The organism is Dickeya aquatica (assembly GCF_900095885.1).
GTDB classification, from domain to species: Bacteria; Pseudomonadota; Gammaproteobacteria; order Enterobacterales; family Enterobacteriaceae; genus Dickeya; species Dickeya aquatica.
Window position 1 is genome coordinate 2,975,010 of sequence record NZ_LT615367.1, and the last position, 22,522, is coordinate 2,997,531.

The window sequence follows — 22,522 nt, forward strand, 5'->3', positions numbered from 1 at the left end:
GTAGCGATTAACGTGAAGATAAATTACGCCCTGAGTGTAGCAGCAAATGCCAGCATCCGATTCAGCGGCACCAGCGCCTGCTGACGCAGCGATTCTGCCACGGCTATCACATGGTCAGAGATATCCTCTGACGCCAGTGCATCAGCGATGGCCTGTAGGCCATTCATGGCCATCCACGGGCAGTGCGCACAGCTACGGCAGGTTGCCCCCTCCCCGGCGGTGGGGGCTTCCAGCAACTCTTTTTCCGGGCAAACCTGCTGCATTTTATAAAAAATACCGCGATCAGTGGCTACAATGAGTTGTTGATGCGGCAGCGTTTTGGCGGCCTGAATCAGCTGACTGGTCGAGCCAACGGCATCAGCCATCGCCACCACACTCTGGGGTGACTCGGGATGGACTAACACCGCGGCCTGCGGATATAACGCTTTCATCCGTTTTAGCGCCTGCGTTTTGAATTCATCATGAACGATACACGCCCCCTGCCAGCACAATATGTCTGCTCCGGTCTGCTGCTGCACATAATGCCCAAGGTGGCGATCGGGTGCCCAGAGGATCTTCTCGCCAAGGCTATCGAGATGCTCGATTAACTCTACCGCAATGCTGGAGGTGACAACCCAGTCGGCACGGGCTTTTACCGCCGCAGAGGTATTGGCGTACACCACAACAGTACGATCAGGGTGGCTGTCGCAAAATGCGTGAAATGCCTCAGGAGGGCAGCCCAAATCCAATGAGCACTGCGCTTCTCGCGTCGGCATGAGTATGGTTTTTTCCGGGCTGAGGATTTTTGCGGTTTCCCCCATGAATTTCACACCAGCCACCACCAGCGTACTGGCTGCGTGCTGGCGGCCAAAGCGCGCCATTTCCAGCGAATCAGCAACGCATCCGCCGGTTTCCTCAGCTAACGCCTGTATCTCCGGGTCAGTGTAATAATGCGCGACCAGCACTGCATCACGCGCCTTAAGTAACTGTTTGATTTGCTGGCGGTAGTGCTGTTTTTCCTGATGAGACAGCGTTTTAGGGCGGGCAGGGAAAGGGTAGTCGATAGTCGGATGTTCTACAGACAGGCTCATTATGAATCCCCAGGCCATATTGATGGCCGCAAATGGCTGAACTTTGTTTTACATACTAAACAAAATACATATAAAAAGCCAAGAAACCTGCAAATATCGCCAGCATTCGTTTTTTTTGTTTAATCGATTAAAAAAATACACCCTATTGCGGTACAGGGCCAAACGGCCCTGCCAGAGTAGTCAAGCGAATAAACGTCGTCAGGCGAACAGACGATGCCAGTACAGAGAAAGGGGAATAATCAGCACTAATGCCGGAAGGAAATTGACGACAGCAAAGGTTTTAATCTGCGCGATACGCAACCCGACAGCCATCATGACAATCCCGCCACAGGCGGCAAAATCCCCCATCGTGATGTCATTCATAAAGGGCATGATAAGTTTGGCGGAGAAAAACAGCAGGCTCTGTACCAGAAACTGAGGGATCGCTATCGACATCACTGCCACCCCGAGAGTAATGGCAAAAATTAACGCGGTAAAAATATCAAGCGCCGATTTAATAATCAGCAACTGATAATCACCCGTCAGCCCTTCGGTCATTGAACCCACTACCCCGGTACCGCTGGCGCAAAACAGCACAATCAACGCGGTAAAGTTCTGGGTGTAAACATCCTGCGGCAGCTTGAGTGCGGGGGCAGGAACAAACCGGCTCAACAGGCGCTCAATCATGATGGCCCCTTTTTGTACGCCAGCTTCAAGACGTAAAAACTCCCCTACACCCACCCCAAGAATAATTGCCAGCGCGACAGCGGGCAGTTGATGCACCTTTACAACCAGCGTAATCCCCATAGCAATCGACACCATGGCAAATGCCGGTGGCAGACCATCACGCATACGCTGTGGAATAAAACGCTGTAACACCACGCCCAGCGCCCCTCCTGCCAGAATGGCAACACCATTAATTACCGGACCTATCATCACGTCTCCCTTAAGGCTTATCCTTCAATTGTGCAGCTTGCGAAGGGACATTGCCCTCAATCAAAAAAGAAGCTTCCACTATACGCCAAATGTGCTGTCGTGCTTAAACCGGTACAGGGTAAAAAGAGATATAGCAAACAACATGAAGCGGTAAGGGGTTTTGCAATACGGCAGGAAAAGGTGGCGTGTCTTACCAGATGAGTACGGTGTTTACGGGGTGGTAGTTGCCGGTTTGTTCGTGCGGGAGTGGTTTTATGAAATCACGCCGGAGCAGGCGGCAATCGTTTAGAAGACATTTACTTCTACTTCGCGGTGGTGGGTCGTGCAGGATTCGAACCTGCGACCAATTGATTAAAAGTCAACTGCTCTACCGACTGAGCTAACGACCCGCTATTGGTGTGCTACACAGAGATATCTTGCTTTGGTGGGTCGTGCAGGATTCGAACCTGCGACCAATTGATTAAAAGTCAACTGCTCTACCGACTGAGCTAACGACCCGCTACAGGTGTGCCACAAAGAGATATTTTGTTTTGGTGGGTCGTGCAGGATTCGAACCTGCGACCAATTGATTAAAAGTCAACTGCTCTACCGACTGAGCTAACGACCCAAAACAACGGCTGCTTTAGCAATGGCATATCGCCTTGGCAACGGCGGCATATATTACTAATATAATTTTTCTGTGCAACCTATTTTCAGAAAAAAAAATCAATTGCTTATAGCTTGAACGCCAAAGCACAAAAACCGCGCACATTGCGCAGTTTTTGTGTAGGAATAGCGATTACAAACCCGACAACCGTTTCTGAGCCTGCTTGGCCCCATCGGAGTTTGGGTAGGTTTTTATCACCTGTTCATAGACGGCTTTGGCTTTATCCGTCTGGCCCTTTTCCTGCATCACGACACCCACTTTGAACATCGCTTCTGAGGCTTTGGGTGATTTAGGGTAATTTTTGACAACATTAGCAAAATAATATGCTGCGTCGTCTTTTTTTCCCTTGTTGTAAAAAAGCTGACCTAGCCAGTAATTGGCATTTGGCTGATAAGTTGAATCAGGATACTTCTTGATAAAGTTCTGAAACGCCACTATCGCCTGGTCATACTGCTTTTTTTCCAGCACCAGTGATGCAGCCGCATTGTAGTCGGTATTAGCATCTCCCGTCATCGCAGGTGCGGCTGCGGCGTTTGCGCTAGCACTGTTTGCTGACCCCACGTCAGGGGATGCCGCACCGCTCGTTGCTGCCGATGACGCTGACGAGGAGGTGGATCCCTGAGAACCCAGACTATCGATCTGTTGATAGATCTGCTTCTGGCGTTCAACCACCTGATTCAGTTGATACTGATTTTCCTGAATTTGGCCGCGCAAACCATCAATATCGCGCTGAGTGTCGGCAAGTTGCTGCTGGAGTTGGGTTAATAGCTGGCTGTGAGCGTTGGAGATACGCTCAAGTTGAGTGACTCGATCTTCTGTCGAGCCAGAGCCGACATTACTGATTGGCGCTTGGGCAGTAGCGGCCCAGGGGGCCACTACGCCAACCAGTAACGACAGACTCAGCAAATGATGTCTGAAGTTACTGCTCATGCGATTCTCTTAGTATACCAGAACGGCACGACGGTTCTTGGACCATGCAGCTTCGTCATGACCCAGAACAGCCGGTTTCTCTTTGCCGTAGGAAACCACAGAGATCTGATCGGCAGACACGCCTTTGCCTTGCAGGTACATCTGCACAGCGTTAGCACGACGCTCGCCCAGCGCGATGTTGTATTCCGGCGTACCACGTTCGTCAGCATGACCTTCAACAGTCACTTTGTAAGACGGGTTGCTGCGCAGGAAAGCCGCGTGAGCATCCAGCATCTGAGCGAAATCAGGACGAATGTCATATTTGTCCAGATCGAAGTAAACGATGTTATTGCGTTGCAGTTCCTGCATTTGCAGACGAGCCTGCTCAGCAGAAGACATGTTGCCGCCATTGTTTTCCAGACCTGCACCGCCATTCAGAGAGGACTGGTCATTGTTAGCGTGTTTGTTGGAGCTACATGCGGCAACAGCCAGCACCGGCAGAGCCAACATCAGGCCTTTCAGCACTTTATTGAATTGCATTTCTATGTCCTTTAAATAGGTTATTGTACATATTTTCATTACATATACGGCGACCAGGCAGGGAATCTCACCTGACCATCGGTTGCCGGAAGACGCGCTTTAAAACGCCCGTCGGTCGAAACCAGTTGCAGCACGGATCCCAGCCCTTGTTTGGAACTGTAGATTACCATGGTGCCATTTGGCGCGACACTAGGCGTTTCATCCAGGAACGTGTCCGTTAACACTTGAACGCCACCCGTTACCAGATCCTGCTTGGCGACATGTTGAGCGCCGCCGTTGGAGCTGATCATCACCAGGAATTTGCCATCGCTGCTGACTTCAGCATCCTGATTCTGTGCCCCTTCCCAGGTGATACGCTGTGGCGCGCCACCATTGATACCGACTTTGTAAATCTGTGGACGGCCAGCCTGGTCAGAAGTATAGGCCAGCGTCTGGCTATCGGGGAACCAGGTAGGCTCCGTATTGTTGCTACGGCCATCGGTTACCTGGGAAATCTGTCCTGAGCCCAGATTCATTACATACAGGTTCAAACTGCCACTCTTGGACAGCGCGAATGCCAGTTTGCTGCCATCCGGCGAGAACGCAGGAGCCCCGTTGTGACGAGGGAAAGAAGCAACCTGCCGGATATCGCTGTTAGCCAACGTCTGGATGACCAGCGCGGAACGACCACTTTCGAAGGTCACATACGCCAGCTTGCTACCATCAGGAGACCATACGGGTGACATCAGCGGTTCCGGGGAGCGATGCACCACGAACTGATTATATCCGTCATAATCAGCAACGCGCAGTTCATAGGGATATTGACCACCGTTAGTCTGTACGACATACGCAATACGCGTACGGAACGCCCCTTTGATACCACTCAGTTTCTCAAACACTTCATCACTGGCAGTATGCGCAGCATAACGCAACCACTGTTTCGTGACTTTGAATTGATTTTGCGCCAACACGCTACCGGCATTACCCGAGGTATCAACCAACTGGTAAGACACCAAATAACCATCGGCAGTTGGCTGAACCTGACCGACCACTACCGCATCGATCCCCAATGCAGTCCAGGCTGATGGCGTCACTTCCGCCGCGCTGCCCGGTTGCTGGGGCATACGACTGGCGTCGATCGGGTTAAATTTACCACTGTTACGCAGATCGGCGGCCACAATGCTGCCAATTTCTTCAGGAACAGCGCCACCTGTGGACTTAAACGGCACAACGCCAATCGGCCGGGCAGAGTCTACCCCTTGGGTAATTTCAATGCGAACTTCTGCGTGTAATACAGCGGTCCACAGCATCAGAAAACTCAATGCTATTTTTAATGCCTGCTTCATCTCATCTCCCTTATCACGGCTACAGCGCCAACGATAATCTGGCAGCGTTTTAACAAACCCATATCAACAAACACAAAGTGTGTGATAGCCGGTTAATCCACAGTTACGCACTCTGGATACCGACAACCTCATCACTGCGGTTTAAAGTCTATCGGTGCATTTTTGAAAGCGTCATAGACGTCGGTGCTAGGCGGTTTTGGTATCCGTGCTTGCTTGGCAGCAGCAATTGCCGCCTGACACAACGCAGGGTCGCCCCCTTCTGTCTTCACATCAATCAGCAGGCCATCAGGTGCCAGTCTGATACGTAACGTACAAGTACGGCCTTTGTAGGACTCCCAGTCATAAAATTTACTCTGGATAGCAGAGCGAACCTGGCTGCCGTAACTATCGAGCGCAGCACCGGATGCACCGCTCTTTTTACTGTTTCCCACCCCGGCCGCGGCTGCACCACCACTGGCACCGCTCGAACCGCCCTTAGGTGCATTCTTCGAAGAAGCCAGTCCACCTAAGAGATCATCGACTTCGCCCGCTTGTTTAGCGGAGGCAGCCGCTGCTTTTTTCTTATCATCAGCCGCTTTCTTCGCCGCAGCGGCGGCTTCTGCTTTCTTCGCGGCCTCAGCAGCAGCTTTTTCTTTAGCCGCTTCGGCAGCCGCCGCTTTAGCCTCTTCTGCTGCCTGTTTTTTCGCCTCAGCAGCGGCCTTGGCCTTGGCTTCTTCTTCCGCTTTTTTCTTCACTTCGGCGGCTTTAGCTTTGGCCTCTTCCTCCGCCTGTTTCTTTGCCTGTGCAGCCGCAGCAGCCTTGGCTTCTTCTTCAACTTTCTTTTTTGCAGCAGCAGCAGCGGCTTGTTTCTTGACTTCTTCTTCCGCCTGTTTTTTCGCTTCAGCCGCGGCTTTGGCTTGCTGTTCAGCTTCCGCTTTCGCTTTCGCCGCCGCGGCTTCAGCTTGTTTTTGCTGCTCTTTAGCTTTCTGCGCCGACTCTTCAGCCTGTTTCTTCGCCTCAGCCTGCTCCTGTGCCTGCTGCTTGGCTTCTTCTTGTGCTTGCAGACGCTCTTTTTCTAGTTCCTTCAGACGCTGCTGTTCAGCCGCCTGCTTTGCCTGTAACTCTTCAGCCTGTTGCTCGGCCTGTTTTTTACGCAGTTGCTCTGCACGGCGCGCATCACTCTGTTGCTGTTGCTGGCGATTATACTGATCGACGACGGCACCGGGATCAACCATCACCGCATCAATCGATGAACCACCGCCGCCACCGCTGGCGTCATCCATCTTCTGATTCATCGAACTCAGGATCAGCAACGCAATCAAAATAATGTGCAAAACGACCGAGATAGTAACGGCACGCTTTAGCTTATCGTTTCGTTCGTTTGCCTTTAACACAAGGGATTCCCAAAAACAGTTTTGCCAGAAAAATGACGATGCATCATTTACGGACTCGCCAGTTAAATCGGTTGGGTCATTAACCCGACAGACTTGACACCGGCCTGATGTAACAAATTCAGTGCCTTGATTATCTCATCATAAGGAACATCTTTAGCTCCTCCGATAAGAAAAACCGTTTTCGGGTTTGCATTCAGGCGTGACTGTGCCTCAGCCACCACCTGCTCTGCCGGCAATTGATTCATACGATTATGATCAACCACCAGGCTGTACTGCCCCACGCCAGACACTTCGACAATCACAGGTGGATTATCATTACTGGAAACTGCTTTAGATTCTGTCGCATCCGGCAAATCCACTTCCACGCTCTGTGTGATAATGGGTGCCGTTGCCATAAATATCAGTAACAACACCAGCAGTACGTCCAGCAGGGGAACAATATTAATCTCGGATTTTAGCGACCGACGGCCACTACGCGCACGAGCCATATTACCTCCCGATTACCGGTTGCCTTCACTGGAGAACGCCTGGCGATGCAGGATAGCAATGAACTCTTCCATGAAGTTATCGTAATTCTGCTCAAGCTTATTCACACGCTGATTTAACCTGTTGTATGCCATCACCGCTGGAATAGCCGCAAACAGACCAATCGCTGTCGCAATCAAAGCTTCAGCAATACCCGGTGCAACCATCTGCAACGTTGCCTGCTTAACCGCCCCCAAAGCGATAAATGCATGCATAATCCCCCAAACGGTACCGAACAACCCGATATAAGGGCTGATAGAGCCGACGGTGCCAAGAAATGGAATATGCGTTTCCAGCGTTTCCAGCTCCCGGTTCATAGAAATACGCATAGCGCGCGATGCCCCTTCGACAACCGCTTCTGGCGCATGGCTGTTAGCACGGTGTAAGCGGGCAAACTCTTTGAAACCGGCATAGAAGATTTGCTCAGTCCCGGTCAGATTTTCACGGCGCGTCTGACTTTCCTGATATAAGCGCGACAGCTCAATACCCGACCAGAACTTATCTTCAAACGCTTCGGCGTCACGCGTCGCAGCATTCAGAATACGGGTACGCTGAATGATAATTGCCCAGGAGGCAATAGAAAAACCGATTAAAATTAACATGATAAGTTTAACCAGAAGGCTTGCCTTCAGGAACAAATCAAGAACGTTCATTTCAGTCACTGCTTAAACTCCGCGACAATAGACTTAGGAAGCGCGATTGGCTTCATTTGAAATGGATCGATGCATGCGACTAACACCTCAGCATGGCTCAATGAAGTGCCCTGAGAGTCAATAATGCGCTGTGCGAATGTCAGGGAAGCGCCGCGTATGCCAACGATTTCGCTCTGCACTTCCAGTAAGTCATCAAGACGCGCCGGGGCAAGATACTCAACCGTCATTTTACGAACAGCGAAGGCGACATGTTCATGCATAAGTTCACGCTGATGAAAGCCATGTGCGCGCAACATTTCAGTTCTGGCCCGTTCATAAAAGGCCACATAGCGTGCGTGATAGACCACACCACCTGCATCAGTATCTTCGTAGTAGACGCGTACTGGCCAGCGGAACACTGTATTACTCACTCTACATCCCGGTAATGCGATAAACCCCGCTACTATACGCAAGAGGGATAAGGTTTGGAATGGGTTCTATGTACAGGATGGTAAATAATTATGGGTTGTGCACAACCCATAACCAAAAGGAATGAGCGGATATTCTATAAGAAGTAGAAATATAATCCTGCGGCCAGGATCACAAAGGCAGGCAATGGGCTGAAGGCAGCACGCCACCTGACTCGCAGAGGACGAAAGCCCACACCATGTATTACCCCGCTGCATACGGCCCAAATGAGCGCCATGCCCTGCCAGACGGCCAATGAACTGGTTCGTGCAGCAAAACGGGCTGGCTCCCAGAAGACACATCCGGCCAGCAACAGAGCCATGCACAGGGAAAGGGCCCTTAGCGGGCCCTTATCCATGCAGCGATAGAGACTATCAATGAAGGCAATCATTGCGGTTTATCTTTATTCGCCTTGGTCGCTTCGCTCTGCTCTAACGCCAGAGCCGTAATGACGCCCAGCGAGCAAGCAAGAAGCGTTCCCAATATCCAGGCAAAATACCACATAAATCAGGCTCCTTACTTAGTACAACGAATGAGTGTTCTGCTCAATATGTTCTTTGGTGATACGACCGAACATCTTGTAGTAACACCAGATGGTGTAACTCAGCACGATAGGCACGAAGATTATCGCCACCACCGTCATTACACGAAGCGTCAGCAGGCTGGAAGTCGCGTCCCACATCGTCAGGCTGACATTCGGTACCGTTACTGACGGCATCACGAACGGGAACATCGCAATACCGGCAGTCAGGATAACGCACGCAATGCTCAGTGAAGAGAATAGGAACGCGAGTGCGCCTCTCTGCGCTCGCGCCATAATCAGCGTGACCAACGGCAGCAGCACCCCCAGCAGCGGAATAGCCCACAGCGCAGGGTAATGATTAAAGTTAACCATCCAGGCACCAGCCTGACGCACCACTTCTTTATGTAACGGGTTGGACTCGCCAGCCGTATTGATAACCGAGGTAATCACATAGCCGTCAATGCCGTATACCACCCACACCCCCGCTAATGCGAAAGTGACGGTCAGTGCCAGCGAGGATAGCTGGGCTGCTTTTTTTGCACGGAAGTGCAAATCACCCGTGGTACGCATCATCAGGTATGTCGCGCCCTGAGCCAGAATCATGCTCAGGCTGACAATACCCGCCAGCAGGCCAAACGGGTTGAGCAACTGGAAGAAATTACCGGTGTAATACAGGCGTAAGTACTCATCCACATGAAACGGGACACCTTGCAGCAGATTACCAAACGCCACACCAATGACGACAGGCGGTACAAAGCTACCGATAAAAATGCCCCAGTCCCATAGGTTGCGCCAGCGTGAACTCTCCAGTTTTGAACGATAATCGAACCCTACCGGACGAAAATAGAGAGAAGCCAGCACCAGGATCATCGCGATATAGAAACCGGAAAACGCGGCAGCATACACCATCGGCCAGGCAGCAAATAAAGCGCCACCTGCCGTAATCAGCCAAACCTGGTTGCCGTCCCAATGTGGCGCAATGCTGTTAATCATCACACGGCGTTCAACATCGTTACGGCCCATCAGGCGCACGAGCATCCCGACACCCATATCAAACCCATCGGTGACCGCAAAACCGATCAGCAACACACCAATCAGCAGCCACCAGACAAAACGCAATACTTCATAATCAAACATAGTGGACTCCTGTTACCGTGCTTCCTGAGCCGCGATCGGCTGTTCGAAGTGATAGGCCCCTGTTTTCAGGCTGCTTGGACCCAGACGCGCATACTTGAACATCAGGTAAAGTTCAGCGACCAGGAATAGCGTGTAGAGACCGCAAATCAGTGCCATAGAGAACAGGATATCGCCCGCCGTCAGCGAAGAATTCGCTACCGCCGTCGGCAACACTTCACCGATAGCCCAGGGCTGACGGCCATACTCGGCAACAAACCAGCCTGCTTCAACCGCAATCCACGGCAGTGGGATACCGTACAACGCGACACGGTGCAACCAACGTTTTTGACCAATCTTGTTACGCAGTACCGTCCAGAAAGACAGACCGATAATCAGAAGCATCAGTACGCCACATGCCACCATGATACGGAAAGAGAAGTACAATGGAGCCACACGCGGAATGGAGTCCTTCACCGCCTGTTTGATCTGCGTTTCGCTGGCATCAGCTACGTTTGGCGTGTAGCGCTTGAGCAACAACCCGTAGCCCAGATCCTGTTTGTTTTTGTTAAATGCATCGCGCACAGCAGGATCGGTATTACCGGAACGCAACTGCTGTAACAGATGGTAAGCCTGCATACCGTTGCGAATACGCACTTCATGCTGCACCATCAGCTCTTTCAGGCCGGTGACCGTCTTATCGGTAGAGCGTGTCGCGATGAGTCCCAGCATATAGGGGATCTGAACCGCGTATTTATTCTCCATCGTATCCTGATTAGGCACACCGAATAAGGTAAATGCCGCAGGAGCAGGCTGGGTTTCCCACTCAGCTTCGATTGCAGCGAGCTTGGTTTTCTGCACATCACCCATCTCATAACCTGATTCGTCGCCCAGCACGATAACTGACAGTACCGCCGCCATACCAAAACTGGCTGCAATAGCGAAAGATCGTTTGGCAAAAGCGATGTCACGCCCTTTCAACAGGTAGTAGGAGCTAATGCCCAGAATGAACATAGCGCCAGTGCAATAACCGGAAGCCACGGTGTGGACGAATTTCACCTGTGCGACTGGGTTAAGCACCAGATCGGCGAAACTCACCATCTCCATACGCATGGTTTCGAAGTTGAAATCCGACGCAATCGGATTTTGCATCCAGCCGTTTGCTACCAGAATCCACAGTGCCGACAGGTTAGAACCTAACGCAACCAACCATGTCACTGCCATGTGCTGAACTTTGCCCAGACGATCCCAGCCAAAGAAGAACAGCCCGACAAAGGTAGACTCCAGAAAGAATGCCATCAAACCTTCGATAGCCAGCGGAGCACCGAAGATATCGCCTACGTAGTGAGAGTAATATGACCAGTTAGTACCGAACTGGAACTCCATAGTCAGCCCGGTGGAAACGCCCAGTGCGAAGTTGATTGCAAATAACTTGCCCCAGAACTTGGTCATATCTTTGTAGATCTGTTTACCGGACAGGACATATACGGTTTCCATGATCGCCAGCAAAAACGCCATCCCCAGCGTTAATGGCACGAACAGGAAGTGATACATCGCGGTCAAGGCAAACTGTAAACGTGACAGTTCGACTACATCAAACATCTTAACTCCTTGCTCCTCGCAGGAGGGTCTTTAGCTCGCTATGCAAACAAGCCACTAAACACCCGGCAGTTAGTAACCTAAAGAAAACACAACAATTGCTTTAGCACAGGCCTTAATATGCGCTACCACGTCGCTATGCGCATTTGGAAAGTGAGCCAAAAAAATCACAGAATTACAAATAACATACTCAAATATGAGTACGGGTATATTACGCCTCTGTAACCCTACAATAAATAAGTTTTTACGTGATATGGATTGAGTTTTTGCCTCTGCATCAATCCCCGCGTAACAACCCGTCAAAGGCGTAATTGACCTGTAGCAATTTAATCTTATTTCTTAAACGATATCCAGCTCGCTTTTTTGATCTCAAACAATAATTTCCTGCAATGTTAACAACTGTGGTATTTATTTTTACACAAACACTCATTGTTAATTTAATGTAATAAACCGATTTCGTGCGTAGATTGTTAAGAATATATTTTTAAGTTTAATTAAAAATGGCGAAATTTGATCTCGGAATACTAAATTTTTTAATCGCCCCCTATTTGTTGTTTTATTGTTATTTTATTGGGTTGGTTTGTTTTCAGATAAACTGTTTTTTTGCGACGGCAATCAATAAATTTTGCAATAAGTCAGGACAACAGTGACAGCCACATTTCCACAAATACACCGGGCTTACACTCGGCACAAAATGACTGCAATAAAAAAGGCCACTCACAGGAGTGGCCAACCATGTCGAACCCAGAAAACGACAGACTCGATTTTTTGTCTACCCATTCCAGAACAGGAATGAAGGTAACTTAGCGGCTCAGTACCGCTTTCACCGCATCACCGATATCCGCCAGGCTACGTACAGTTTTAACGCCAGCGGCTTCCAGGGCGGCAAATTTGTCATCTGCCGTACCTTTACCACCCGCGATGATGGCACCCGCATGACCCATGCGTTTGCCTTTCGGCGCGGTGACGCCCGCTATGTATCCCACAACCGGCTTGGTGACGTGTTCTTTAATGTAAGCGGCCGCTTCTTCTTCTGCCGTCCCACCGATTTCACCAATCATCACGATAGCCTCAGTCTGTGGGTCTTGTTCGAACAGCTTGAGAATATCGATAAAGTTGGAGCCTGGAATCGGGTCGCCACCGATACCTACACAGGTTGACTGGCCCAGACCGGCATCCGTAGTTTGCTTCACTGCTTCATAGGTCAATGTGCCCGAACGCGATACGATACCCACTTTACCCGGCAGATGAATATGACCCGGCATGATACCAATTTTGCACTCACCAGGTGTGATAACGCCCGGACAGTTAGGGCCAATCATCCGAACCCCACTCTGCTCAAGCTTCACTTTCACTGTCAGCATATCAAGCGTTGGAATGCCTTCGGTGATACAGATAATCAGCTCAATACCCGCGTCAATCGCTTCCAGAATCGAATCTTTGCAAAACGGTGCCGGAACGTAAATCACCGACGCCGTCGCTCCGGTCGCTTCTACCGCTTCACGCACGGTGTTAAATACTGGCAAGCCCAGATGCTCAGTGCCGCCCTTACCTGGGCGTAACCCCCCCACCATCAACGTTCCGTAAGCAATCGCCTGTTCAGAATGAAATGACCCTTGGCTGCCGGTAAAACCCTGACAGATGACCTTGGTGTTTTTATCGATCAGAATGGACATTATTTACCCTCCACTGCCGCAACCACTTGCTGAGCCGCATCCGTCAGGCTGGTCGCAGCAATGATGTTCAGACCACTATCCGCCAGTTTTTGTGCACCCAGTTCGGCATTATTCCCTTCCAGACGCACCACGACCGGTACATTCACCCCAACTTCGGCAACGGCACCAATAATCCCGTCGGCGATCAGGTCACAACGCACGATGCCACCGAAAATATTGACCAGAACGGCTTTTACCTTGTCATCAGACAGAATAATTTTGAAAGCCTCGGTCACTCGCTCTTTGGTCGCACCGCCTCCCACGTCAAGGAAGTTGGCCGGGGAACCACCATGAAGTTTCACGATATCCATGGTCCCCATCGCCAGACCGGCACCATTCACCATACAGCCAATGTTACCGTCCAAGGCAACATAGTTCAGTTCCCACTGGGCTGCATGTGCTTCGCGTGCATCTTCCTGTGAGGGGTCACGCATCTCACGCAACTCAGGCTGGCGGAACAGAGCATTGCCGTCTGCACCCAGCTTGCCATCCAGGCAGATCAAATCGCCTTGCTTAGTGATAACCAGCGGGTTAATTTCTACCAGCGCCAGATCGCGTTCCAGGAACAGCGTCGCCAGCCCCATGAAAATTTTGGTAAATTGTGCAACCTGTTTGCCACTCAGGCCCAGTTTAAAGGCCAGTTCACGCCCCTGATAGGGCTGAGGCCCGGTTAGCGGATCAAGCGCCACTTTATGAATCAGATGCGGCGTTTCTTCTGCCACTTTCTCAATTTCAACCCCACCTTCGGTCGAGGCCATGAAGACCACACGCCGACTGCCACGGTCTACTACCGCACCCAGATAGAGTTCTTTATCAATATCGGTTGCCCCTTCCACCAGAATTTGATGAACGGGCTGACCATTGGCATCTGTCTGGTAGGTCACCAGACGTTTACCCAACCAGTTTTCGGCAAAAGCGCGAATCTCTTCTTTGCTATTAACCAGTTTCACGCCACCGGCTTTACCGCGACCACCTGCATGTACCTGGCATTTTACCACCCAAGGGCCTGCACCAATTTTTGATGCGGCTTCTTCCGCTTCACGCGGTGTTGTGCAGGCGTAACCGGTCGGAGCCGGCAAACCATACCGAGCAAAGAGTTGTTTTGCCTGATACTCATGTAAATTCATGATGTTCTATCCATTTAAGTTTGAAGATAAGTCCTGGGACTTTCTATCGTGGATAACGCCGCCACATTCATTTAGTTATTCATGTAACGGCCTGCATAGCACTCGTTATCGCGGCGGTCGGGCGCAGGCCAACCGCCTTTCACCGTAGTGTGTCAGACGTCCAGCAGCAAACGTGCCGGATCTTCGAGCATCTCTTTTACGGTGACCAGGAAACCAACGGACTCACGGCCGTCAATCAGGCGATGATCGTAGGACAGCGCCAGATACATCATCGGCAGGATAACAACCTGACCATCAACGGCCATTGGGCGATCTTTGATGGCATGCATGCCAAGAATCGCGCTTTGTGGTGGGTTGATAATCGGCGTAGACATCAAAGAGCCAAACACGCCGCCATTAGTGATGGTAAAGTTTCCGCCAGTCAGCTCTTCAACGGTTAATTTACCGTCGCGACCTTTCACTGCCAGCTCTTTAATTTTCTTCTCGATCTCGGCCATACCCAGCAGATCGACATCTTTCAGCACGGGTGTCACCAGCCCGCGCGGAGTAGACACCGCGATGCTGACATCGAAGTAGTTGTGGTACACCACATCTTCACCATCGATAGATGCATTTACTTCAGGATAGCGTTTCAGCGCTTCCACAACGGCTTTGATATAGAAAGACATAAAGCCCAGACGGACGCCATGACGCTTCTCGAAGGCTTCACCATATTGCTTGCGCAAATCCATGATAGGCTGCATGTTGACTTCATTGAACGTCGTCAGCATGGCGGTACTATTCTTCGCTTCCAGTAAACGCTCAGCGACACGCTTACGCAGGCGGGTCATCGGCACGCGTTTTTCACTGCGGCTGGCGAGTACCGGTGCCGAAGCCACCACGTCAGGTGCTACTGCTGGTGCTTTTTTCTGGCTTGCCAGATGTTTCTCTACATCTTCACGCGTAATTCGTCCACCGACACCACTGCCTTTGATAGCAGCAGCATCCAGATCGTGCTCGGCAATCAGGCGACGAATCGCCGGGCTGAGGGCATCATTATTCTCGTCTTCCAGCCCTGCGGTGTGGCGCTGTGCTGGCGTTGATTCTTTACTTTGTGCTTTCTCGCTGGTTTCTTTACCCGAGTTATCTCCGGGGCGCAGGCGTCCGAGTACCTGACGAGAGGTGACGGTTGCACCTTCTGCTTCCAGCACCACTTCCAGCACACCCGCTTCAATAGCCGGCACTTCCAACACCACTTTGTCCGTTTCAATTTCTACCAGCACGTCATCACGCTGGACGCTATCACCCGGTTTCTTGTGCCAGGTAGCCACAGTGGCATCAGCGACTGACTCCGGCAGATCGGGAACAAGAATGTCTACGCTACTCATTATCTATCCTTATTTATTTAATTAACGTTCAGCGCGTCATCAACCAGAGCTTGCTGTTGTTTCTGGTGTACGGACATATAGCCGACGGCGGGTGAAGCAGAGGCCGGACGACCGGCATACCGCAACGAGGCACCAAATGGAATGACCTCACGGAAATGGTGCTGGCTACAGTACCATGCCCCCTGATTCAACGGCTCTTCCTGGCACCAGACAAAATCATGTACGTGAGCAAAAGGCTCCAGTGCAGCCTGCACAGCCTGATGCGGGAACGGATATAACTGTTCAATACGTACAATCGCCACATCGTTCTGTTCGTTTTTGCGACGTTGCTCCAGTAAATCATAGTAGACCTTGCCAGAGCACAGCACGACGCGCTTCACTGCTTTTGGATCAAGCGCATCAATTTCACCGATTGCAGGCTGGAACTGGCCGCTTGCCAGCTCGTCAAGTGACGATGTTGCCAGCGGGTGGCGCAATAACGATTTCGGTGACATAACAATCAGCGGACGGCGCATGCCACGTAACGCCTGACGGCGCAGCATGTGATACACCTGTGCTGGCGTAGAGGGGACGCATACCTGCATATTCTGTTCAGCACACAATTGCAGATAACGTTCCAGACGTGCAGAGGAGTGTTCCGGCCCCTGGCCTTCATAGCCATGCGGCAGCAACATCACCAGACCACACATACGGCCCCATTTCTGCTCACCAGAACTGATGAACTGATCGATAACCACCTGTGCACCGTTAGCGAAGTCACCAAATTGTGCTTCCCAGATGGTCAGCGTACGCGGTTCTGCCGTCGCATAGCCGTATTCAAATGCCAGTACGGCTTCTTCTGACAGAACAGAGTCCCAGACATTAAACACGCCTTGCGCGTTATGGACATGCATCAGCGGTGTATAAGTAGAACCGCCTTTCTGGTTATGCACCACCGCATGACGATGGAAGAACGTCCCGCGTCCGGCATCTTCACCCGACAAGCGCACCGGAACCCCTTCATCAACCAGGGTCGCGTAGGCCAGCGTTTCAGCCCCACCCCAGTCGAACAATTTCTCACCAGCCGCCATTTCAGCGCGGTCATTATAAATCTTGGCAACGCGCGGCTGCATTTCCAGTGCCGATGGCACTTCGCTGATGCGACGGGCCAATTCTTGTAAGCGCTTGGTTTCTACCTTATGCGGATAAGGCTCATCCCACTCATGGTTGAGATAAGACATCCAGGCGAAAGAGTGCATATCCATTGGTCGCCATTCATCTACCACGCATTCGCCAGCATCCAGCGCATCGCGATAGACGTTGACCAGCTCAGTCGCATCCTCAAGCGTCGAGACTTTTTGCTGCTCCAGACGATCGGCATAAATTTTACGCGGTGTCGGATGCTTCTTGATTTTCTGGTACATCACGGGCTGAGTCGCACTCGGCTCATCCGCTTCGTTATGGCCATGACGGCGATAACAGACCAAATCAATGAACACATCGCGTTTGAAGGTGTTGCGGAAATCCAGCGCCAGGCGAGTCACAAACGCCACCGCTTCAGGGTCATCCGCATTAACGTGGAAAATCGGAGCCTGTACCATCTTGCCAATATCAGTACAGTATTCAGTAGAGCGGGCATCACGCGGGTTAGAGGTTGTAAATCCCACCTGATTGTTGATAACAATGCGAATAGTACCGCCGACTTCATAGCCACGGGCCTGAGACATGTTCAGGGTTTCTTGCACCACACCCTGGCCAGCAATAGCCGCATCGCCGTGAATCGTAATCGGCAGCACCAATGAACTGCTGGGTTTATCCAGCCTATCGATACGCGCACGAACCGACCCCATTACCACCGGGCTGACGATTTCCAGATGTGAAGGGTTAAAGGCCAGAGCCAAATGGACTTTGCCCCCTTCGGTTTCCATATCAGACGAAAAACCCTGGTGGTATTTCACGTCACCCGTACCGAGGTGATCTTTATGTTTACCAGAGAACTCATCAAACAGATCCTGAGGTTTTTTCCCCATCACGTTGACCAGCACATTGAGACGACCGCGGTGGGCCATCCCCATTACCACTTCGCGTGTGCCATTCTTACCCGCATGCCGGATCATTTCTTTAAGCATCGGGATTAACGCATCGCCACCTTCCAGCGAGAAACGTTTCGCACCAGGAAATTTAGCCCCGAGATAACGCTCCAGCCCTTCAGCCGCCGTCAGCTCTTTCAGAAACCGTTTTCTTTCTTGATTGGTAAAACTTGGTTGCCCGACAACTGATTCAATGCGTTGCTGAATCCAGCGCTTCTCATCCGTATTGGTGATGTGCATATACTCTGCACCAATCGAGCCGCAATAGGTCTGCTTAAGGGCGGCATAGAGTTCGCCCAACTGCATGGTGTCTTTACCTATCGCAAACGACCCAACGTTAAAGCTCTCTTTGAGATCGTTATCCGTCAAATTATGATAGGCCAGTTCCAAATCGGCGACGCGATCCTGCTTCCATAAGCCCAGTGGATCAAGATTAGCATGCTGATGACCACGGAAACGGAAAGCGTTTATCAATTGCAGGACTTTCACCTGCTTCGCATCGCTGTCAGGATCGGTAATAGAAGAAGCATAACGCGCCGCATCTTTCGCCAAACGGCGGAAATAATCACGCGTTTTAGAGTGAAGCTGATCGGGTTTAACCCCGGTGGTAGGAAGTTGTTGAAAGATCGAACGCCAGCTGTGATCGATAGAATCTGGATCTGTTAAAAAATCTTCATAGAGCTGCTCTATGTAGGACTGGTTCGCGCCCGCCAGATAGGAGGAATCCAGCCAGGCCTTCATTGCGCCGTTCTGCATTGTGATCCCTTAAGCTAATAAGCCTTCAGTTTTCGCCGTGGTTAACATGTTTTATCTTGCCGTAATAAAAACGGACAGCCGTAAAAACGGTTCACTTACAGTGCCTTCTGACGCACGAGGCGCATATTCCTATCCAGAAGGAACCTTTAAAAAACGGTTCGGCGCGTGAGCCGGCTTTTAAAGGTTTCCTGCCAGCTCCCCTGCTCGCTTGCAAGGGAGCATGTCATCTTAGCTGCTGAACAATCAGGCGCTGCGTTGCAGTAACATCGATTTAATATGCCCAATAGCCCGCGTCGGATTAAGTCCTTTAGGACATACGCTGACGCAGTTCATGATGCTATGGCAGCGGAACACACTGAAAGCATCATTCAAATCATCCAGACGTGCCTGCGTTTGCGTATCACGACTATCAATCAGGAAGCGATAGGCCGCCAGCAAACCCGCAGGCCCGATAAATTTGTCCGGATTCCACCAGAACGACGGACATGAGGTGGAACAACAGGCACACATAATGCACTCGTATAATCCATCTAACTTTTCACGTTGCTCTGGTGCCTGCAAATGTTCACGGGCTGGTGGATTCTTCCCATTATTCAACAGGTAAGGTTTGATTTTCTCATATTGAGCATAGAACTGGCCCATGTCTACCACCAAATCACGCACAACCGGTAATCCCGGCAATGGCCGGATCACAATTTTGTTATTACCGTTGCGCAAAGTGGAAACCGGTGTGATGCAAGCCAGACCGTTTTTACCGTTCATGTTCAAACCATCAGAACCGCACACGCCTTCACGACACGAACGCCGGAACGCCAGCGTTGGATCCTGCTCTTTGAGCTGAATCAACGCATCGAGCAGCATCATGTCCCGGCCATCTTCGGCTTCCAGCGTATAATCCTGCATGCGCGGCGCGTTATCGACATCCGGGTTATAACGATAAATGGAAAATTCAACTTTCATCGCTGTTTCTCCGCACAATTAGTAGGTACGCACTTTCGGCGGGAAGGCCGGGCGCAGTTTGGGCTGCATGTTCACCTCACGGCGCGTCATGCTCTCACTTTGCGGTTGATACAACGAATGGCACAACCAGTTCTCGTCATCACGATCAGGGTAGTCGAAGCGGCTATGCGCACCACGACTTTCCGTACGGAAATTGGCTGATACGGCAGTTGCATAAGCCGTTTCCATCAAATTATCCAGCTCCAGGCACTCAATACGCTGGGTATTAAACTCACTCGATGTATCATCCAAACGGGCATTTTTGAGGCGCTCACGAATCACTTTCAGTTCTTCCAGCCCTTTTGCCATCGCATCACCTTCTCGGAATACCGAGAAATTGTTTTGCATACAAGACTGCAACGCTTTGCGTATTTCGACCGGATCTTCACCAGAGCGGGTGGTATTCCAGCGGTTAAGCCGGTCAAGTGAGGCGTCGATATCAGACTCACTGGCATCACGGCTTGCTCCCTGCTCGGCCAGAGATTCTTGCAGATGCATACCGGCAGAACGGCCAAACACCACCAAATCAAGCAGTGAGTTACCCCCCAAACGGTTCGCACCGTGCACCGATACACAGGCGATTTCACCCACAGCGAACAAACCTGGGATCACCACATCTTCGCCCTTCTCGTTTACCGTCAGCGCCTGACCTGTCACTTTGGTCGGAATGCCGCCCATCATGTAGTGACACGTTGGGATAACCGGAATAGGCTCTTTAACCGGATCGACGTGAGCGAAGGTACGGGAAAGCTCCAGAATCCCCGGCAAGCGAGATTCCAATACCTCTTTACCTAAATGATCCAGTTTCAGCTTGGCATGCGGCCCCCACGGGCCTTCACAACCACGCCCTTCACGAATTTCAATCATGATAGAACGGGCTACCACGTCACGGCCGGCCAGATCTTTGGCATTCGGTGCATAGCGCTCCATGAAACGCTCACCGTGTTTATTCAGCAGATAGCCGCCTTCGCCACGGCACCCCTCAGTCACCAATACCCCAGCACCAGCAATGCCAGTCGGGTGGAACTGCCACATTTCCATATCCTGTACCGGTACACCGGCACGCAGAGCCATACCAACACCATCACCGGTATTGATATGGGCATTAGTAGTGGACTGATAAATACGGCCCGCGCCGCCGGTTGCCAGCACCGTCGCGCGGGCTTTGAAATAGACGACTTCACCGGTTTCAATACAGATAGCGGTACATCCAACCACCGCGCCATCCTGATTTTTAACCAAATCAAGCGCGTACCATTCGGAGAAGATGGTGGTGTGATTTTTCAGATTCTGTTGATACAGCGTATGCAACAAGGCGTGACCGGTGCGGTCTGCCGCCGCCGCGGTACGCGCTGCCTGCTCGCCGCCGAAATTTTTGGACTGACCACCAAACGGACGCTGATAAATGCGACCATCGTCCAGACGCGAGAACGGCAACCCCATGTGTTCAAGCTCCAGAATGGCTTCCGGGCCGGTTTTACACATGTATTCAATCGCATCCTGATCGCCGATATAGTCAGACCCTTTCACGGTGTCATACATATGCCATTCCCAGTTATCTTCATGGGAATTACCCAGCGCTACCGTGATGCCACCCTGAGCGGAAACGGTATGAGAGCGGGTCGGAAAGACTTTTGATAACAGGGCGCACGACAACCCCATCTGAGAAATCTGCAATGCAGCACGCATTCCCGCGCCACCTGCGCCAACAACAACAGCATCAAACTCTCTGATTGGCAAATTCATCACGCACCCCACACCACAACAGTTCCATAAATGACGTACACCAGTAACGCGACCACAATCGCCAGTTGCAATGTCAGGCGAATGGCTAACGGTTTGATGTAGTCAGTCAACACCTGCCACATGCCAATCCAGGCATGAACCAAAATCGCAAATAGCGTCAGCAGGGTGAATACCTTGGTGAGATGCATGGCAAAGAAACCATGCCAGACTTCATAGGTAATGTTACCGGCGCTGGCTACAAAGCCAACGATATAAAGCACATACAGCACGATGACGATGGCAGAAGCACGAAGTAATAACCAGTCGTGTACGCCATTGCGCCCCAATGCGGAGGCATTGCTTACCATACGAGGACTCCAGCCAAAAATGAAAGCACGACAGTAATGATGAACGAGGTTTTTGCAGAACGAGCGCCTGCGGCGAAATTTTCTTCGATATAACCGAAATCCATCAGCAAATGGCGAAGACCACCGACGATATGATAGGCCAGCGCGGTCATGATGCCCCAGACAATGAATTTCACGATGAAGCTGCCCATGATGGCCGATGCCTGAGCAAACCCTTCAGCGGAAGACAGGGAGAGACCAAGCAGCCATAACAGAATACCCACAGCCACAAACGTAATAACGCCGGAGACACGGTGAAGAATAGATGCTATCGCAGTAACGGGGAACTGGATCGTTTGGAGATCCAGATTGACAGGTCTTTGTTTTTTCACGGGTTTGCCCACACAGCTTTTATTATTTTCTTCCTCCGGACCTGTTGTGGGGTCAGACAGTGTGGACGATGAGATGGTGTTCGTCTCTGTTGATGCACACCTGAGTAACAATCCTTAATACTTCAGTTATGCAAACCGATCACACTGGGTGCTCCTACTGCAGGGTATTCCGGAGACCTGGCGGCAGTATAGGCACTTCACATTCCCATTACAATTACCCTACAAACGGTTTGGGCACATTTGCCCTGAACAGTGATTAAGATCACGCATTTCACAATTTATATAAAATTAATTATCTGATTTGACAAATCTTAAACATTTAAATTACAACTAGTGCCCAAGAATACATTGGCCCTGTTAAAGCTTGTCAGTAGCTCTTTCCCATTC

At 51.0% G+C, this 22,522-nt stretch carries 21 protein-coding genes and 3 tRNA genes; all 24 read right to left on the reverse strand.

Annotated features, from left to right (window positions below; translation table 11 throughout):
• Nucleotides 1-23: 23 nt before the first annotated feature.
• Entirely contained in the window at nt 24-1,070 is a 1,047-nt protein-coding gene (nadA, locus tag DAQ1742_RS13410) for a quinolinate synthase NadA (RefSeq protein WP_035340846.1), read from the reverse strand.
• A gap of 198 nt (nt 1,071-1,268) precedes the next feature.
• Complete coding sequence (locus tag DAQ1742_RS13415; RefSeq protein ID WP_035340844.1) at nt 1,269-1,985, reverse strand: DUF554 domain-containing protein; 717 nt, start codon at nt 1,983-1,985, stop codon at nt 1,269-1,271.
• Nucleotides 1,986-2,298: 313 nt separating this feature from the next.
• Nucleotides 2,299-2,374, reverse strand: a tRNA-Lys gene (locus tag DAQ1742_RS13420).
• Nucleotides 2,375-2,407: 33 nt separating this feature from the next.
• A tRNA-Lys gene (locus DAQ1742_RS13425) sits at nt 2,408-2,483 on the reverse strand.
• A gap of 33 nt (nt 2,484-2,516) precedes the next feature.
• A tRNA-Lys gene (locus tag DAQ1742_RS13430) sits at nt 2,517-2,592 on the reverse strand.
• A 171-nt stretch (nt 2,593-2,763) separates the two neighbouring features.
• Nucleotides 2,764-3,561, reverse strand: coding sequence for a cell division protein CpoB (gene cpoB, locus DAQ1742_RS13435; protein ID WP_035340841.1), 798 nt, complete (start codon nt 3,559-3,561; stop codon nt 2,764-2,766).
• A gap of 9 nt (nt 3,562-3,570) precedes the next feature.
• A complete protein-coding gene (pal, locus tag DAQ1742_RS13440) occupies nt 3,571-4,080 on the reverse strand; it encodes a peptidoglycan-associated lipoprotein Pal (RefSeq protein WP_035340839.1) in 510 nt (169 codons plus the stop codon).
• A 38-nt stretch (nt 4,081-4,118) separates the two neighbouring features.
• Entirely contained in the window at nt 4,119-5,405 is a 1,287-nt protein-coding gene (tolB, locus tag DAQ1742_RS13445) for a Tol-Pal system beta propeller repeat protein TolB (protein WP_035340836.1), read from the reverse strand.
• Between the two features lie 131 nt (nt 5,406-5,536).
• Nucleotides 5,537-6,778: a cell envelope integrity protein TolA gene (tolA, locus tag DAQ1742_RS13450; protein ID WP_035340834.1), complete on the reverse strand. Its 1,242-nt coding sequence runs from the start codon at nt 6,776-6,778 to the stop codon at nt 5,537-5,539.
• A gap of 62 nt (nt 6,779-6,840) precedes the next feature.
• Nucleotides 6,841-7,266 (reverse strand): colicin uptake protein TolR, encoded by a 426-nt coding sequence (gene tolR / locus DAQ1742_RS13455; protein WP_035340831.1) that lies wholly within the window; start codon nt 7,264-7,266, stop codon nt 6,841-6,843.
• 12 nt (nt 7,267-7,278) lie between these two features.
• Nucleotides 7,279-7,965: a Tol-Pal system protein TolQ gene (gene tolQ, locus DAQ1742_RS13460; RefSeq protein ID WP_035340828.1), complete on the reverse strand. Its 687-nt coding sequence runs from the start codon at nt 7,963-7,965 to the stop codon at nt 7,279-7,281.
• Complete coding sequence (gene ybgC, locus DAQ1742_RS13465; RefSeq protein WP_035340827.1) at nt 7,962-8,366, reverse strand: tol-pal system-associated acyl-CoA thioesterase; 405 nt, start codon at nt 8,364-8,366, stop codon at nt 7,962-7,964. The genes tolQ and ybgC overlap by 4 nt, the downstream gene beginning before the upstream one ends.
• A 134-nt stretch (nt 8,367-8,500) precedes the next feature.
• On the reverse strand, nt 8,501-8,794 hold the full coding sequence (gene ybgE / locus DAQ1742_RS13470) for a cyd operon protein YbgE (RefSeq protein ID WP_035340826.1): 294 nt from the start codon (nt 8,792-8,794) through the stop codon (nt 8,501-8,503).
• Nucleotides 8,791-8,907, reverse strand: a complete 117-nt coding sequence (gene cydX, locus DAQ1742_RS13475) for a cytochrome bd-I oxidase subunit CydX (protein WP_067486653.1) — start codon at nt 8,905-8,907, stop codon at nt 8,791-8,793. Before cydX ends, ybgE begins: the two co-directional genes overlap by 4 nt.
• A gap of 16 nt (nt 8,908-8,923) precedes the next feature.
• The gene (cydB, locus tag DAQ1742_RS13480) at nt 8,924-10,063 is read right to left on the reverse strand and encodes a cytochrome d ubiquinol oxidase subunit II (RefSeq protein ID WP_035340825.1); all 1,140 of its coding nucleotides are present in this window, start codon (nt 10,061-10,063) and stop codon (nt 8,924-8,926) included.
• Nucleotides 10,064-10,075: 12 nt separating this feature from the next.
• Nucleotides 10,076-11,641 carry a cytochrome ubiquinol oxidase subunit I gene (gene cydA / locus DAQ1742_RS13485; protein WP_035340823.1) on the reverse strand — a complete coding sequence of 522 codons (1,566 nt, stop codon included), beginning with the start codon at nt 11,639-11,641 and terminating at the stop codon, nt 10,076-10,078.
• A gap of 800 nt (nt 11,642-12,441) precedes the next feature.
• Nucleotides 12,442-13,314: a succinate--CoA ligase subunit alpha gene (gene sucD / locus DAQ1742_RS13490; RefSeq protein ID WP_180706147.1), complete on the reverse strand. Its 873-nt coding sequence runs from the start codon at nt 13,312-13,314 to the stop codon at nt 12,442-12,444.
• Nucleotides 13,314-14,480: an ADP-forming succinate--CoA ligase subunit beta gene (gene sucC / locus DAQ1742_RS13495; RefSeq protein WP_067486647.1), complete on the reverse strand. Its 1,167-nt coding sequence runs from the start codon at nt 14,478-14,480 to the stop codon at nt 13,314-13,316. The genes sucD and sucC overlap by 1 nt, the downstream gene beginning before the upstream one ends.
• 152 nt (nt 14,481-14,632) lie before the next feature.
• On the reverse strand, nt 14,633-15,847 hold the full coding sequence (gene odhB / locus DAQ1742_RS13500; RefSeq protein ID WP_035340820.1) for a 2-oxoglutarate dehydrogenase complex dihydrolipoyllysine-residue succinyltransferase: 1,215 nt from the start codon (nt 15,845-15,847) through the stop codon (nt 14,633-14,635).
• Between the two features lie 17 nt (nt 15,848-15,864).
• Nucleotides 15,865-18,672 (reverse strand): 2-oxoglutarate dehydrogenase E1 component, encoded by a 2,808-nt coding sequence (sucA, locus tag DAQ1742_RS13505; RefSeq protein WP_035340818.1) that lies wholly within the window; start codon nt 18,670-18,672, stop codon nt 15,865-15,867.
• Between the two features lie 243 nt (nt 18,673-18,915).
• Nucleotides 18,916-19,632 (reverse strand): succinate dehydrogenase iron-sulfur subunit, encoded by a 717-nt coding sequence (locus DAQ1742_RS13510; RefSeq protein ID WP_035340816.1) that lies wholly within the window; start codon nt 19,630-19,632, stop codon nt 18,916-18,918.
• 18 nt (nt 19,633-19,650) lie between these two features.
• Complete coding sequence (sdhA, locus tag DAQ1742_RS13515; RefSeq protein ID WP_035340813.1) at nt 19,651-21,417, reverse strand: succinate dehydrogenase flavoprotein subunit; 1,767 nt, start codon at nt 21,415-21,417, stop codon at nt 19,651-19,653.
• A complete protein-coding gene (sdhD, locus tag DAQ1742_RS13520; protein ID WP_035340807.1) occupies nt 21,417-21,764 on the reverse strand; it encodes a succinate dehydrogenase membrane anchor subunit in 348 nt (115 codons plus the stop codon). Before sdhD ends, sdhA begins: the two co-directional genes overlap by 1 nt.
• Nucleotides 21,758-22,147 carry a succinate dehydrogenase cytochrome b556 subunit gene (sdhC, locus tag DAQ1742_RS13525; protein WP_035340805.1) on the reverse strand — a complete coding sequence of 130 codons (390 nt, stop codon included), beginning with the start codon at nt 22,145-22,147 and terminating at the stop codon, nt 21,758-21,760. The genes sdhD and sdhC overlap by 7 nt, the downstream gene beginning before the upstream one ends.
• Nucleotides 22,148-22,522 lie beyond the last annotated feature (375 nt).